This is a genomic window from Pseudomonas sp. PDM13 (genome assembly GCF_025685765.1).
GTDB lineage: Bacteria > Pseudomonadota > Gammaproteobacteria > Pseudomonadales > Pseudomonadaceae > Metapseudomonas > Metapseudomonas solani.
In genome coordinates, this window is sequence record NZ_JAOTQU010000015.1 from 14050 (window position 1) to 28488 (window position 14439).

Sequence of the window (14439 nt, forward strand, 5' to 3'; positions counted from 1 at the left end):
CCACGGGGGCGGGGTGATCAGGGGTTGGTGGATACGCGGAACTGTTCCAGGGCCGGCGGGGTGACCGCCTGTTCGGAGCGCGGCGTGCCTTCCGGGACCCAGTCGTAGGGCACCGGCAGCGCGCGGTAGAGCCAGTTGCTGCGGGCGTTGCCCAGGGGCGCCTTGCCGAAGTAGGGGCTGATGTATTCCCAGACGATCTCGCCCTTGGCGGTGACCTGGAACACCCGGCCGAACTTGCCTTCGTCGATCAGGGTGTTGCCGTTGGGCAGGCGCCGCGCGCTGCTGATGAAGGCGCTGAAGAAGGCCCAGCCCGGCTGGCCGCTGTCGGCGGCGCTGTACTGCCAGACGATCTCGCCCTTCACCGGGTCGATCTCTAGCACCCGCGAGCCACCCAGCAGGCTCAGCGGCACGCGCGGGTAACCGGCCTCGCCCTGGTTGTCGAACACCAGCAGGTTGCCGGCGCCGGGCAGGCCGGCGGGGATGATGTGGGCGTCATGCTGGCCGGAGAACTGGTCCACCGGGCGCGGCACCTGGGGCGGCGCGTAGGGGTTGAGCGTGGGCAGGTTGGGCCCGAGGCGCCAGGCGACCTTGCCGGTCTGGCGGTCGATGATGGCGATGAAGTTGGCCTCGCGGGAGTCGAACAGCAGGTTGTCCGGGTGGAAGCGCTTGTCGCCGCCGTCGAACCATTTGTTCGGGCCCACCGGGCCGAGGTTGTTGATGTGCAGCACGTCGGGGTTCTTGCTGGCGCGCACCAGCTTGAGCTGCTCGGCGGTGAAGCCGAATTCCTCCAGGTGCTCGGAGGCGGTCCAGCTCCAGGCCACCTTGCCGGCAGGGGTGACCTCGTAGATCACGTCGTCGATCACCTGGGGCACCTCGAAGCCCTTCACCGGGTGCAGCCGGTTGGCCAGCACCAGGGTGTTGCCGTTGGCCAGGCGCCGCTGGTCATGGTGTTGCTGGGCGGCACCGCCGGGGGCCTTTTCCCCCCACTGCCAGACCACCTTGCCGTCCCAGTCCAGCTCGCCCACCACCTTGTTGCGCAGGCCGTTGCCGGCGGAGGCGAGCTTGCTCGGCTCCTTCACTTCCTCCAGCTGCACGAAGAGGTGGCCGCGCTTGCCGCCGTTGAGCCGGGGGTCGATCAGCGCGGCGGGGAAGCCGGTGCCCTCCCAGCGCCGCACCTCGTTGCCGTTCATGTCGATGAGGCGGGTCTGCTTGTCCGGCGCGCTGAAGATCACATAGCCGTTCCAGGCCTTGGCCGGGTCGTAGAGGGTCACCCCGGTGGGGTAGACGCTGGGGGCCGCGGCGGCATGGCCGGCGACCAGGGCGGCGGCGAGGCCGAGTGCTTTGAATTTCATGTCTCTTTCCTTTTGGGTAAGGGGCTCGCGAGCTAGAGCCAGGCAAGGCGGAAACGGGGGAGGACGCGCAGTTCAGTGGTCTGAATGAGCATTCGACGCGGTTTCCAACGCCGCCTGGCCGACGCGCAGCAGCCCTTTGGTTAGAAGTCGTATCGAGCGGTGGCACCGAGAGTTCGCGGGGTCCCCAGGACGCCGGCATAACCGCCGTTGGCGGAGTTCCACAGGCTGGTGAAGTAGGTCTTGTCGCCGGCGTTCTTCAGCCACAGAGAGAGGTCGAGCACGCTGTCGCCCTGGTCCAGGCGCACGCCGCCGGAGAGGTTGACCACCGCGTAGCTGGGGATCTGCCCGTACTCGGAGTCGTCGATGGTGCCCACCGCGCGGGAACGGAAGGCGTAGCTGGCGGTGACATAGGGTTCGATGCGCTCCTGCAGCTGCCAGCGGTACTCGCCATTGAGGTTGGCGATGTACTTGGAGGCGCCGACCACCTGGTGCCCGGAGAGGTCGCAGGAGGCCGGCGCGCCCGGGGCGAAGCCCACTTCCGGCGGGCAGGGGGCGTCCTTGTAGGAGAGGTAGCGCACGTCGTTCCACGAGCCGTTGGCGTTGAGCGTCAGGCCGCGCACGGGCTGCCAGGTGGTCTCCAGTTCCAGGCCACGGGAGCGCACCGAGCCGGCGTTGGTCAGGTAGGAGGTGCGCGTGCCTTCGTCGTAGGCGTTGGCCTGGTAGCCGTGGACCTCGGTCCAGAACAGGTTGGCGTTGAGCAGCAGGGTGCGGTCCAGCAGGGTGCTCTTGAAACCGATCTCGGCGTTGTTGGCGCGCTCGGTGCCCACCAGCAGGGAGTCGGCGCCGGCGGTGGGGGCGCTGGCCACGGTGAGGTTGATGCCGCCGGATTTCTCGCCGTGGGACAGCGAGGCGTAGCCGAGCAGGTCGGGGTTGACCTGGTAGCTCAGGGCGAGCAGGCCGGAGGGGCTGAAGCTGTGCTGGCTGAGATCGCCCGAGTCGTAGGCACCGACCCGGCCCTGGCGCGCAGTGGCCGCCGCACCGCTGACCGCTGCGCCGCCGGTGGGGGCGAAGCGTTCGATCCAGGCGTCCTTCTCCTCGTAGGTGCCGCGCAGGCCGGCGGTGAAGTCCAGGCGCTCGGTGAGGTGCCAGGTGGCCTGGGCGAAGAGCGCGTAGCTGTCGGTGTCGATATGGCCGTAGCCCTGGGTGGTGACATTGGCCAGGGCGCCGGTGGGCGTGCCGTTCCAGATATCGGCCTGGGGCCCGTAGTAGGTGAAGGCGTGGTTATCCAGGTCCTGCTTGAAGTAGTAGGCGCCCAGCACATAGTCGAAGGCGTCGCCCTTGGGCGAGGCCAGGCGGATTTCCTGGGAGTACTGCTTGTCGCGCACCGAGACGCCGGCGTTGATGGCGGCCGAGACGTTGAGGCCGTCGTCGTTGCGCGGGGTGAAGTCCCACCAGCGGTAGGCGCTGATGGAGGTGAGGGTGAAGTCGTTGGGCAGGGTCCAGTTGGCCTCCACCGAGGTGCCGCCCTGGAACACCGTCACCTGCTGGTCGGAGTCGAAGTTGACCTTGCGCTCCTTGCCCGAAACCAGGGTGGCGCCGGCTGCGGCGGCGCGCTGCTCGTAGCGGTTGACGCCGTTGATGGTGGGGCCGGTGCTGTAGAGGCTGAGGATGCCGTTGTTGGAATCTTCCTCGTTGTATTCGCCGATCCAGCGCAGGTTGAAGGTTTCGCTCGGCTCGAACAGCAGCTGGCCCCGGAAGCCCTGGCGCTTGCCGCCGTTGAGGTCGTCGCCGTTGTAGAGGTTCTTCACGTAGCCGTTGTCTTCGGTGCGGTAGGCCGACAGGCGCCCGGCGAGGGTCTCGGTGAGGCCGCCGGAGACGCTGCCCTGGGTCTGCCAGTAGCCGTCTTCGCCCACCGAACTCTGGATGCTGCGTTCCGTGGTGAAGGTGGGTTTGCGCGAGGTGATGTTGAGCACGCCGGCGGTGGTGTTCTTGCCGAACAGGGTGCCCTGGGGCCCGCGCAGGACTTCCAGCTGCTCCACGTCCAGCAGGTCGAACACGGCCATCCCCGGGCGGCCCAGGTAGACGTTGTCCAGGTAGACGCCGACGCTGCCTTCGAGGCCGTCGCTGGCCGGGTTGTTGCCCAGGCCACGGATGGAGATGCTCGACTGGCGCGCATGGACGTAGGCGACGTTGGTGCTGGGCACCAGTTGCTGCAGGTCCTGGACGCGGTAGATGCGCTGGGTCTCCAGGGTTTCGGCGCCGAGCACGCTGATGGGCGTGGGCACGCTCTGGGCGCTCTCTTCGCGGCGGCGGGCATTGACGGTGACGGTACCGAGGCGTTTTTCCTCGCTGGCGGCGGGCTTCTGGGGGGCCGCCGAGGCGTCGGTGCCCTGGGTGGTTTCAGCCTGGGCCAGGCCGCCGGCGCCCAGCAGCACGGCGAGGGCCAGGGGCTTGAGAAACAGTGAAGGGCCGCTCGCGGTGGCGAGGCGGCGCGGGATGACGCGATTCATGCAGATGCTCCTGTGGGGGTCAGCCGGGCGAGCACTTCCGTATGGCGGAACCGAATCGCGGTGGCGAATCACTTATTCATCAATTGCATATCAATAGTTTTATTTCGTTTTTTGAGGAATAAGAGATTGCCTTTATAAGGAGCAGGGGCCGCCTGCGGCAATTGCAATTCACCGAATCTTTTCATGTAGAAAATGCATATCGACCTGCGCCAGCTCCGCCACTTCGTGGCCCTCGCCGAACACCGCAGCTTCGTCGCCGCGGCGGCGGCGGTGAACCTTTCGCAATCGGCCTTCAGCCGCAGCATCCAGGCCCTGGAGCACAGCGCCGGCTGCCGCCTGGTGGACCGTGCGAGCAAGGAGTTGCATCCCACCCGGCAGGGCCTGCTGGTGCTGGAGCATGCGCGGCGCCTGGTGCACGGCGCGCACAACCTGGCCAACGAGATCGGCCAGTTCAACGGCCTGCAATCCGGCGTGGTGCGCTTCGGCAGCGGCCCGGCGCCGGCGGCGCAGCTGATCCCCCGTGCGGTGGGGCGCTTCATCAGCGAATTCCCGCAGGTGCGGGTGCAGTTCCAGGTGGACGCCTGGCAGGAGTTGAACCGGCGCCTGGTGAGCGAGGAGATCGAGTTCTTCGTCGCCGACACCCGCAGCTTCGAGGCGGACCCCGACTACCGGGTGCACAAGCTCAAACCGCAGAAGTGGCATTTCTGCTGCCGCGCCGGCCACCCGCTGGCGCAACGGGACGCGGTGCATACGGCGGATATCTTCGCCTACCCCCTGGCCACCACCTTCCGCCCACCGAACATCCGCAAGGTGCTGGTGGACTACAGCGGCCGCCAGGATTTCGCCCCCAACGTCGAATGCGAGCACGGCTACGCGCTGCTCAACGTGGTGCTCAATTCCGACGCCATCGGCATCGCCGGCCAGGGCAACCTCGCGCCCTTCCTCGGCGACGGCGCCCTGGTGGCGCTGCAACCGGTGGACCTGCCCGCCGACCTCGAGGAGTGCTACACCCGCTACGGCGTGGTCAGCCGCGTGGGCTACAGCCTCTCGCCCCTGGCCGAGGCCATGGTCCGCCACATCACCGACGCCGACCAGGCGATCCCCTCCGGGCTCGCGGGCCTGGAGACAGACCGATTCGGGGTCTGATCGCTATCGCTTCCCGAGGCCGCCACCCTACGCACGGCTCCGGCTTTTCCGTGGGAGCGAATTCATTCGCGAAGGGATCGGCACCGCTGTGTTGGGCCTCGCTGCGCTCGGCACCCACCTACGGTCATGCACCGTGCTCGGTGTGATGCCAGTAGGGTGGACCACGCTTCACCGGTCCACCGTGCGGGGCTGATCGGGGCTTAGAACTCCAGGGTGCTGGAGAGCTGCACCAGGCGCGGGTCGCCGACCGAGACGTTGAGCTGGTTCACCGAGGAGCTGTAGTAGGTCTTGTCGAAGATGTTCTTCACGTTCAGCTGCAGCTTCAGGCGGTTGTCACCCAGCGGGGTTTCGTAGCTGGCGAAGGCATCGGCAACCACGTAGTGCGGCAGGTTGAAGGTGTTCTCCGCATCACCCTCGCGGGAGCCGACATAGCGACCACCGGCCCCCATGCGCAGGCGATCGCCATCGAACAGCGGCCCGAAGTCGTAGACGGCGGAGAGCGACCCGGTGTGTTTGGCGACGTTCTGCAGTTCGTTGCCCTTGAGTTTCGGGTCCTTGGTCACTTCGGCGTCGAGCAGGGCGAAGGTGCCGATCAGGCTGAGGTTGTCGGTGACCTGGCCGGTGAGGTCCAGCTCCACGCCACGGGAGCGCACTTCGCCAGCGGCGCTGGCGATGGTGTCGGTCCGACCATTGACTGTCACGTTCTGGGTGACCAGGACGTTTTCCTTGACGATATCGAACAGCGCCAGGGTGCCGGTGATGCGGCCCGGCATATCCAGCTTGGCGCCGATCTCCCAGGACTTGCCCTCTTCCGGCTCCACCGTGTTGATTGAGGCGGTCCCGGTCAGCGGCGCGATAGTGGAGTTGGGCTTGAACGACTCGGTGTAGCCGCCATAGAGGGACAGCTCGTCGGTCATCTTGTAGACCAGCCCGACACGGGGCACCCACACCTGGCCATCGATATCGGTGTTCTTCTTGAACGGCCGACCACGGCCTGCAAGCTGGTCGTAGAGCTGGTAGCGGGCGCCGGCGATGAAGATCCACTGGTCGTTGAGGTGCACCGAATCCTGGAAGAAGGCGGACTGGGTGACCACGCGATCGGTCTGGTCGCTGTCATCTGCAGACACAGTGGTAGGAATCGGATCGAGGCCATAGACCGGGTTGGTGTAGCTGACTCGGCGCGTGGTGGTCTGGCGGATCAGGTCCTCGCGGTAGAACTTGCGGTACTCATGGTCCACACCCATCAGCAGGTCGTGCTGCATGCCGCCCAACTGCACCTTGCCGTCCAGGTCGAAGGTGGCGAAATGTTCGGTGCTCACCGCCCCACGGGTGCCGTCGAGGCGGCGCCCGACCGTTCCGGTCGTGGTATTCACACCGGTCACCCGCGCCTGATAGTCGTCATAGGTGTCGCGGTTGTAGCTGTAGGCGAAGTGGGCCTTCCAGTCCTCGCTGAGCTGATGCGAGAGGTCGAAGATGGTCAGGTCCGAGCGGCCTTCGGTGATGTTGTAGGGCTCGTCCAGGCGGCGCTCGGCCGGGATGTTCAGCGGCTTGCCGCCGAGGAAGATGGTGCCGCGGTCGAAGGGCACCGAGTACTCGCGGTGCTCGAAGCTGAGGTTCACCGTGGTGTCCTCGCCGTACCAGGCGAAGGAGGGGGCGAAGGTCTTGTCGCGGTTGTGGCCGAAGTTGCGCCAGTAGTCGGCGTCGTCGTAGTCGGCGATCACCCGGTAGGCCAGGCCGGAATCCCCCAGGGGGCCGGTGACGTCGAGGGTACCGCCGCTGCCGTTCTTGCCGTCGCCATAGGTGGAGGCGCGGCCGGTGATGGCGCGGTAGTCCTCCAGCAAGGGCTTCTTGCTGACCACATTGATCACGCCGCCCGGGTCGAGGATGCCGTAGAGCATCGACGACGGGCCCTTGAGCACTTCCACGCGCTCGGCGGTGGCGGTGAAGTTGCGGCCCTGGATGGTGCGCATGCCGTCGCGCAGGATCGAGCCGTCGCGGTTGTCGCCGAAGCCGCGCTTCATCACCGCATCCAGGGTGCTGCCGAGGGTGTTGGCCTGGGTGATGCCGCTGACGTTGGCCAGGGCGTCGTCGAGGTTCTGCGGCTGCTGGTCGAGCAGCGCCTGCTGGGGCACCACGGCCACCGCCTGGGGGATCTCCAGCAGCGGTGTTTCCGAGCGCATCAGGCGCGTAGTGGGCGGCGGCTGGTAGCTGGTGGCGGCCAGCTGGTGGGAGTTGATGTTCACCGCATCGAGGTTCAGCGCACCGTCGTTGGCGCGGGGCACCAGGGTGAGGGTGCCGGGGTTGACCTGTGCATAACCCAGCCCGCTGCCGGCCAGCATCTGCGCCAGGGCCTGCTCGGCGCTCATGCGGCCGTTCACCGCCGGTGCCTGGACCTGGTAGGCGGCATCCTCGGTGTAGACCAGCGCCAGCCCGGTGACACGGGTGAAGGCGGCCAGGGCCTGGGGCAGCGGCTGCGCGGCGATGGCGAACTCATGCACGCTGGCCAGCGCGGCGGCGGGCGCCTCGGCATCGGCGGCATGGGCCAGCGGCAGCACGCCCACGTGGCCGAGGGCGAGCAATGCCGAAACCAGACCGAGGCGCTTGAATGCGCCGCCCTGCAACCGCGATGTCCTGTACTTCATGGGTATGACCTGCCCCCTGGCTGATGGGTTTCTTTGCGAATAAATCGCATTCCACCTCCTACACGGAGCCCGCGAGCGGATACCTCACCTGAAATTGAAAATATTTTTCAAAAAAATAGAACAGGCACCAAACAGCTAGCGCAACACGATCAACCGGCCCAGCACCTCGTGCTGGCGGAAACCGACCACGGCGCGCAGGGAGTCGAGGATGGCGTGGGGGTCGTTGCTGGGGAAGCTGCCGCTGATGCGCCGCGCGGCCAGTTCGTCATCCAGCAGGACGATGCGCCCCGGGTAGTAACGCGCCAGCTCGGCCAGCACATCGGCCAGGGGCGTCTTGTAGAAGGTCAGCCGCCCTTCCCGCCAGGACAGCTGCGCCTGGGCGTCCACCGTCCAGGTTTCACCGGCCTTGCCTTCGCCATAGACCAGTTGCTGGTTGGCGGCGAGCACGTCCTGGGGCTGGCCGGGCGCGGCGGTGACGCCCACCCTGCCCTGCTCCACCGTGACCCGCGCGCCGCCGTGGCGCAGCCGCACGCCAAAGCGGGTGCCGAGCACCCGGGCTTCGCCACCAGCGGCGTAGACCACGAACGGCACCTCGCCATGGCTGACCTGGAAGAAGGCAGCACCCCGGCGCAGCTCGACATGGCGCTCGTCCGCGCGCAGCTCGACGCTCACCGCGCTGTCGGCGTCCAGGGTGATCACCGAGCCGTCGGCCAGTTCCACCGTGCGCACCTCACCGGGCGCAGACACATAGTCGGCGCCCAGGTCCTGCAGCCAGTCGACGGGTTTCCAGCCGCCGCCCCAGACCACCAGGGCCAGGCTCGCGACCATCGCCAGCAGGGCGCCCCAGCGCCGCCAACGAGCAGGCGGCACGGCCATGCGCTCCAGGTACTGGCGCAGGCGCGCGTCTTCCTCGGCGGCGATGGCATGGGCCGCCGGCCAGGTGCGGCGCCACAGCTCCTGGGCCTGGGCGTAGGCCTCGATATGGGTGACATCGGCATAGAGCCAGCGCTCGAAGGCCTCGCGCTGGGCCGGCGAAGGCCGCCCCTGCATGCGCCCGATCCACAGCCAGGCCGCCTGCTCGACGGCATGCTGGCTGCTGGTGGCGGCGACGGGCCGCTGCTGATCGAGACTCATGGTTTCGCGCTCCCCGGCGAGATGGTGGCCGGCCTGTCCTGCAGGCTGGCCTTGCAGGCTTCCAAGGCACGCATCATATGTTTTTCCACGGCGGACTGGGAAAGCCCCATGGCGCGCGCGATGTCGCCATAGGTGCTGCCGTGGATGCGGTTGAGCAGGAAAATGTGGCGTGTGCGCTCGGGCAGCGAGCGCAAGGCCGCTTCAACGTGACGTAGGTCGTTACCGGCCTCCAGCGCCGCTTCCGGGGGCGGCGCCTCATCCTGTTCGAGCAGCAGGCCGGCCTCGTTGCGGGTGCGCGCGCCTTCGCTGCGCATGTGGTCGATGGCCAGGTTGTGGGCGCTGCGCAACAGGTAGGTGGCCAGGTCCTCCACCGGCGCCGCCGGGCGGCGCCAGAAGCGCAGGAACAGATCCTGGACCAGGTCCGCCGCCGTGGCGCGGCAGCCTACGCGACGACTGACCAGCGCCTCCATCCGCTCCCGCTGGGCGAGGAACACGCGCAACAGATCCTCGCGCCGCGACGGATCGCCGGATGCGGGCGCATCCGGCGGCAGGTCGGCCGGTGAGGAGGTATCGGACATGGAACGGCGCAGGCTTCGAGGAAGAGAGCGCGGATGATAATGCTTATCAAATAACAATTAACAGCGAGGCGACGACCGTACGCCTCCGGCCCCCGGGCCGGGAGCGCTGGCAACGACCTCAACGAGGAGCCTGGCAGGCACCCGGCTCCGGTACCAGGCTGATATCGACACGGCGGTTGGCCGCGCGTCCGGCCTCGGTAGCGTTGTCCGCGATGGGTTGCCCCGAGCCATGGCCGCGCACGGCGAAGCAGTCGTCTGCCACATCCCCCATGTTCTTCATCCAGTCACGGACCGCTGCGGCCCGGGCCTGTGCCAGGGCGAGGTTGCGCAGCTCGTCGCCGGTGGCGTCGGTATGCCCGGTGATGACGATCAGCCAGCCCGGTTGTGCCCTGACGTTGGCCAGGGCGTTGATCAGCACCTTGGTCGAGTCGGGCTTCAGCTCCGCGCTGCCGGAAGCGAACAGCTGGAGGCTGTCCAGCCGAATCGGCTCCGTGGCGGCACGGGCCTCTTCCTGCAGCCGCTGCCAGTGGTGCCAGCCCAACACACCCGCCAACGCAGACGCGACGAGGCCGAGCAGCACGAGGGCGATACGCAGCCCTCGCCCGGTCGGTCGCCGATCCAGGTAGACGATCGGTGCCGCCTGTCCTTGCTCCGGCATGGAGATGAACAGGCGCATGGGCATTTCGGGTGATGCGCCCTTGCGCTCACGGGTAGTGCGGGGCGGTTGAGGCGCATCATCCTGCAAACGCCCGGCGAGTGTGGCGACCTGCTGGTTCAGTGCCCGCATCGCCGTCATCGCGGGGAGGCGCTGTCGCCCCAGAACGTCCTGCAACAGGGCCAGGTCGGCCTCAAGGCCACGGATCAGCGGGGCGTCCTTCCCGCCGATGTCCAGCCCGCGCAACAGCGGCTGCAACTGGGTGAACAGCCAGGCGAGGATGTCCATCCGCTCCGTCGCATTTCGTGGCCACAAGCGATCCCAGGCACCGGCCAGCAGCTGGCTCAGCAAGGCCATGCCTTCGGCCGCTCCCGGCAACCCGTAGCGCTGGGCCAGCGCCAGGGCGAGGAAGGCGGCGATCTGCAGGTCGCTGCCGTTGTCACGGAGCAACTCCCGGCACCATTGCTCGACACTGCGCCAGTCGATATCCGGGCAGGCGGGGTGGTGCAGCTTGGCCAGCTCCTCGTAGAGCGCCGCAAGGTCGCCGTGCTCGCGGGGATGCTCCCCCACACGGCCAACGAGTCCGTTCATGGTGTTCACTCCTGCATCGGGTCCTGTCTAGAGATAGTTCTGCCGCCTGAGGTGGCGAACCAGCACCTTGCCTGTCGGCGCCAGCGTGGTGCCGAAGGTGGCCTGCTCGCCGCTCCCGAGCCGTACATCGAGGCTGTATTCCAGGTGCCCCGGCTGCGTCTGGGGCAACAGGCGGACTTGCAGGTCCGCCAGCCGCGGTTCGTACTTGAGCAGGGTGTGGGTAAGTGCGCCGATCAGCCCGTGCGCGGCGGCCGGGAGCCCCTGAAGCACCTGCCCCATGTCCGGCAGGCCGTAGTCCGGCAGGTGGCTGAGCGAGCCGGCACGGCTGGCGAGGATGCGCTGGAGGTTGTCCAGCACCGAGAGGACGATCTGGTCTTCCTCGCGCACCTGGTGCAGCTCCAGCTCGCCGGTGAAGTTCTGCAGCAAGGTTTCGTAGAGCGATGGGGCGTGCTCGGTCATCCGTCAGTCCTCGGGCAGCGGGCGCAGAGTCAGGCGGTTGTAGCCCAGTTCGATCACCCGCGGCTGGTCCGGGTCCAGTTCGTCGCGGGTGAGCAGCAGGCGCCAATTGTCGACGGCGGCGTCCGGCTGGCGGAACAGGGCGACCACCGCGACGACCTGGGCGGCCTCGTCCAACGGCACGCTGAGCTGCGCCCCCTCGTCGGGGTTGATCACCAGGCTGCGTTCATCCAGCAGGTCGGCGCCGAGCGCGTTGCGACTGTCATCCAGCAGGCGGTCATAGGACGCGCGCTGCAAGGCCTGGCCATCGCGCAGCGCGTAAACGCGCACCAGCGTCGGCACGGAAAGTCCGAACATGTCGTTCGGGTCGGTGTTGATCGCGGCTCGGGCGCTGAAGTCCAGATGCAGGGTTTTCACCTGCTTGTAGAAGATCGACCTGGCGAACTCCGTCGAACCGTCGCCGATGCTCTGATACAGGCCACATCCCCCAAGCATCGCGGCCATCATGGCGGGCAGCAGGGGCCTAGAAACGGTACGCAACATGCTGTGCCTCTCTGTGTTCGGGATTGTTCCGCAGGCCTCGATAGCGCCCCAGCGGAAGGCTGACCGTGCCCTGCTCGCCCACCCGCCCGCTGCTGCCCAGCCCCAGCAGGCCCGTCATGCCGAGCAGCAGCCCGGCCTGGCCCAGCGCCGGTCGTGGCAGGCAGCGGATCGGCAAGGACAGCTGCAGCCGCGCCGTGCAGCGCCAGCCGAGGTAGACCCGCAGGAGCACCAGCAGGTCGCTGTGCAGGCGTGCACCCGGTAACCAGCCCCGAGCCTCGTCCGGGTCGTCGGTGAACAGCGCGAGGTGCAACTGGCTATTGGCATCACGCCCCAGTGGCCCCAGCGGCGTGCCTTGGGAAAGGCTCACCGGGAAGCGCGCCGACAGCCGTGCGGGCCGCTCCAGCACCACCTGCTGCGGCCAGTGCGGCGTGACGGTGACGCGGGTGTTGGGTGCCAGCAGCTTGACCAGCGCCGCTACACCCTCGGCATTGCGGGTGGGCAGGTGCATGACGCTGAGCAGGGCGAGAAAGCGCGAGATCGGGGTCGCGACGTGCCCGGCGGTGCCGGGAATGCCCAGGCCGATGAGCCCGAGCAGGCACTGGGACGTGGCGTCGGCCCCACCGGGTTCGAAGGTCGCCGGGTAGGAGTACTTGCGCCAGATGCGATAGAGCTGGGTGAAGACCCGGTGATTGAAGATGTCGAGGAAGGCTGCCAGGGCCTCATGCCCTTCGCGGCGCTGGGCGATGTCGTCCAGGTAGGCGGTGGGCAGGGGCGAGTCGACACCGTACAGCCCCAGCAGGCGGGTGCGTACCGTGGCCGGCCCGGGCTGTTCCTCGTCGATCTCGATGGCCTTCAGCTCAGCGGCGGGGAAGCCCATGCCGGGGTCGGGGCGGAAGCGCACCGGGTCGTCCGACGGGCGTTCGGTAGCCCCCAGGGGAGGCTGCCCCGGGAGGGCCTGCTCCAGCAGTTGGCAGAAGCGGTAGAGATTCGCTTCGGCGACGCGCCCCTCCAGGGCCTGCAGCAGGCCGCTGGCGTTCAGCCGGGAATACGCTGGCTGTGATTCTCGTTCCATCGCAGGCATTTTCCGGTGGGTTGCAGGATCAGCGTGAGCTGGTTGAACAGGTGCACATCGGCATAGAGGGCGAAGAAGCGGCTGAGCATCTCGCCGAACAGGCTGATGTCCCCTTCCCCGGAAAAGCCGTTGGCATCCAGCGTGATTTCGATATCGACCCCGCGCAGCAGGAAGCCCTTCTCGAAGCGCTGGATCAGGTGGTGGCGCACATCGACTATGGCTTCCAGGCGGCGACGGTTCAGCTCGCTCGCGGTCCAGTCGTAAAGGGCAAGGGTGCCGCGCAACACTTCGGCGTTGCCCAGCATGGGCAGGAAGTTCGACCCCAGGTGGCTAAGCACGCGCCAGTGGAAGCGGTCGCGGCTGGGCGGGTAGCAAGGCAAGGTCGGCGCGCACAGGTTGCGCACCCGCAAGCCGGCCTGGGTGGACTGCACCAGGGTGTCGAGCAGGGTGCTCTGCAATGCCTTGCGCGGCAGTTGGCCATTGGTGCCGGTGAGGCGCAGCGACAGGCTCTCGTCGGCGACCAGCCGATCGACGTCGAAGCCCTCGCCACCGAGGATCAGCCAGGTGTCGTGCAGCCCATTCGCGCCGCGCTTGAGGCGGGTATGGAAGTAGCGCTCCGGGGCGTCGTCCCGCAGCATCCCGCCCTTGTGGCGGAAGCTGGTGAAGGGGACATAGTCCTCGCGCTCGGCATTCTTCGAAGCGGTGACCTGGTCCACCGAATAGATTTCCGTGTGCCCGTCCTGCAGGCGCATGGGGCGCAGCAGGTAGTCGCTCTGCAACGGGTCCAGGCGCAGCGGATCGGCTTCCAGCGCGAACAGGTTGATCACCGGCACCGCGTGCAGGCGGATATGCTCGGTGCGCGGCTGGAAGTCATGGGACCAACCCTCGGCCAGCACCACCTCCAGTTCGAACCAGGGCGCGCCCTCCGGCACCTCGAGCCGCTCCAGGCCATGCAAGGTCACGAACATGAATTTCTCGCGGAAGCTGAAGTACTCCAGCAACAACTGGTAGCCGCTGAAGGCGCTGTCGCCCTTGGGCCAGAGCCGATCGGCCTCGCTAAAACCACTGGCGGAGAAATGCCCGTGCACGGGCATGCGTTCCGGTGTGCCAGGCAAGCGCACATAGAGGGCATGCACCTGGCGGGTCAGTGCGAGGTGCAGCGCGCTGGCCACCGGCGCTTCTGCGTTGAGGTACAGCGGCAGCCGGCTCAGGTCCACCTGCGGCCATTCGGTCAGCGCGCCACAGGCAAAGCGCAGGCGCAGCACAGGGCGCCCATCCGGCTCATGGGCCAGGCGCAACGAGTCCACCGCCAACGGCTGCAGGGTCAGGTCCTGGGTGGTGGTGTAGCGACAGCGGGTACGCTGCGGCCCCACCGGTTGCGACAGCACTTCGAAGCCGCGCTCGACGCGTTCGCTGCGCTTCATCTGCTGCAGGTCGGGAGTGAGCTCGAGAATCGACAACGACGGAATGGTCCGCAGGTAGTGGGGCCAGAGCAGGCTGACCAGGCCCTCGGTCAACTCCGGCAGGTCATCGTCGAGCTTCTCGCGCAGGCGCCCCATGAGGAAGGCGAAGCCCTCGAACAGGCGCTCGACGTAGGGGTCGCGGGCCCCCGGCCGGTTCAGGTTGAGGTGCGCCGCCCGGTCGGGGAAGGCTTCGGCGAACTCCTGCCCGGCTTCGCGCAGGTAGCGCATTTCCGCGTCGAAGTAACGCAGCGTCCGGTTGTCCATATCCACAAGCATGTTTCCTGTCTCGATCAAGGC

Annotated in this window: 11 protein-coding genes; 1 reads left to right on the forward strand and 10 read right to left on the reverse strand. The window is 67.5% G+C overall.

All coding sequences use genetic code 11. The annotated features are described in order from the left end of the window. Positions 1–17 precede the first annotated feature (17 nt). Together OEJ36_RS16540 and OEJ36_RS16545 are read right to left on the reverse strand one after the other, a co-directional pair. The gene (locus tag OEJ36_RS16540; RefSeq protein ID WP_263402435.1) at positions 18–1352 is read right to left on the reverse strand and encodes an aryl-sulfate sulfotransferase; all 1335 of its coding nucleotides are present in this window, start codon (positions 1350–1352) and stop codon (positions 18–20) included. A gap of 140 nt (positions 1353–1492) precedes the next feature. Continuing rightward, a complete protein-coding gene (locus OEJ36_RS16545; RefSeq protein ID WP_263402436.1) occupies positions 1493–3862 on the reverse strand; it encodes a TonB-dependent receptor in 2370 nt (789 codons plus the stop codon). Positions 3863–4054: 192 nt separating this feature from the next. On the opposite strand from OEJ36_RS16545, the gene OEJ36_RS16550 reads away from it, so the two are divergent. Continuing rightward, positions 4055–5008: a LysR family transcriptional regulator gene (locus OEJ36_RS16550; protein WP_263402437.1), complete on the forward strand. Its 954-nt coding sequence runs from the start codon at positions 4055–4057 to the stop codon at positions 5006–5008. Between the two features lie 200 nt (positions 5009–5208). Here OEJ36_RS16550 and OEJ36_RS16555 read toward each other — a convergent pair whose 3' ends face one another. The 8 genes from OEJ36_RS16555 to tssF form a co-directional block, all read right to left on the reverse strand. Then, positions 5209–7650 (reverse strand): TonB-dependent siderophore receptor, encoded by a 2442-nt coding sequence (locus OEJ36_RS16555; RefSeq protein ID WP_263402438.1) that lies wholly within the window; start codon positions 7648–7650, stop codon positions 5209–5211. Between the two features lie 135 nt (positions 7651–7785). Beyond that, a complete protein-coding gene (locus OEJ36_RS16560) occupies positions 7786–8784 on the reverse strand; it encodes a FecR family protein (protein WP_263402439.1) in 999 nt (332 codons plus the stop codon). Beyond that, positions 8781–9362, reverse strand: coding sequence for an RNA polymerase sigma factor (locus OEJ36_RS16565; protein WP_263402440.1), 582 nt, complete (start codon positions 9360–9362; stop codon positions 8781–8783). The genes OEJ36_RS16560 and OEJ36_RS16565 overlap by 4 nt, the downstream gene beginning before the upstream one ends. 118 nt (positions 9363–9480) lie before the next feature. Further along, positions 9481–10608, reverse strand: a complete 1128-nt coding sequence (locus tag OEJ36_RS16570; protein ID WP_263402441.1) for a type VI secretion system ImpA family N-terminal domain-containing protein — start codon at positions 10606–10608, stop codon at positions 9481–9483. 27 nt (positions 10609–10635) lie between these two features. Further along, positions 10636–11067: a type VI secretion system baseplate subunit TssE gene (tssE, locus tag OEJ36_RS16575; protein ID WP_263402442.1), complete on the reverse strand. Its 432-nt coding sequence runs from the start codon at positions 11065–11067 to the stop codon at positions 10636–10638. Between the two features lie 3 nt (positions 11068–11070). Beyond that, entirely contained in the window at positions 11071–11607 is a 537-nt protein-coding gene (gene tssJ / locus OEJ36_RS16580; protein WP_263402443.1) for a type VI secretion system lipoprotein TssJ, read from the reverse strand. Beyond that, positions 11588–12679, reverse strand: coding sequence for a type VI secretion system baseplate subunit TssG (tssG, locus tag OEJ36_RS16585; RefSeq protein WP_263402444.1), 1092 nt, complete (start codon positions 12677–12679; stop codon positions 11588–11590). Before tssG ends, tssJ begins: the two co-directional genes overlap by 20 nt. After that, complete coding sequence (gene tssF / locus OEJ36_RS16590; protein ID WP_263402445.1) at positions 12643–14412, reverse strand: type VI secretion system baseplate subunit TssF; 1770 nt, start codon at positions 14410–14412, stop codon at positions 12643–12645. Before tssF ends, tssG begins: the two co-directional genes overlap by 37 nt. Positions 14413–14439 lie beyond the last annotated feature (27 nt).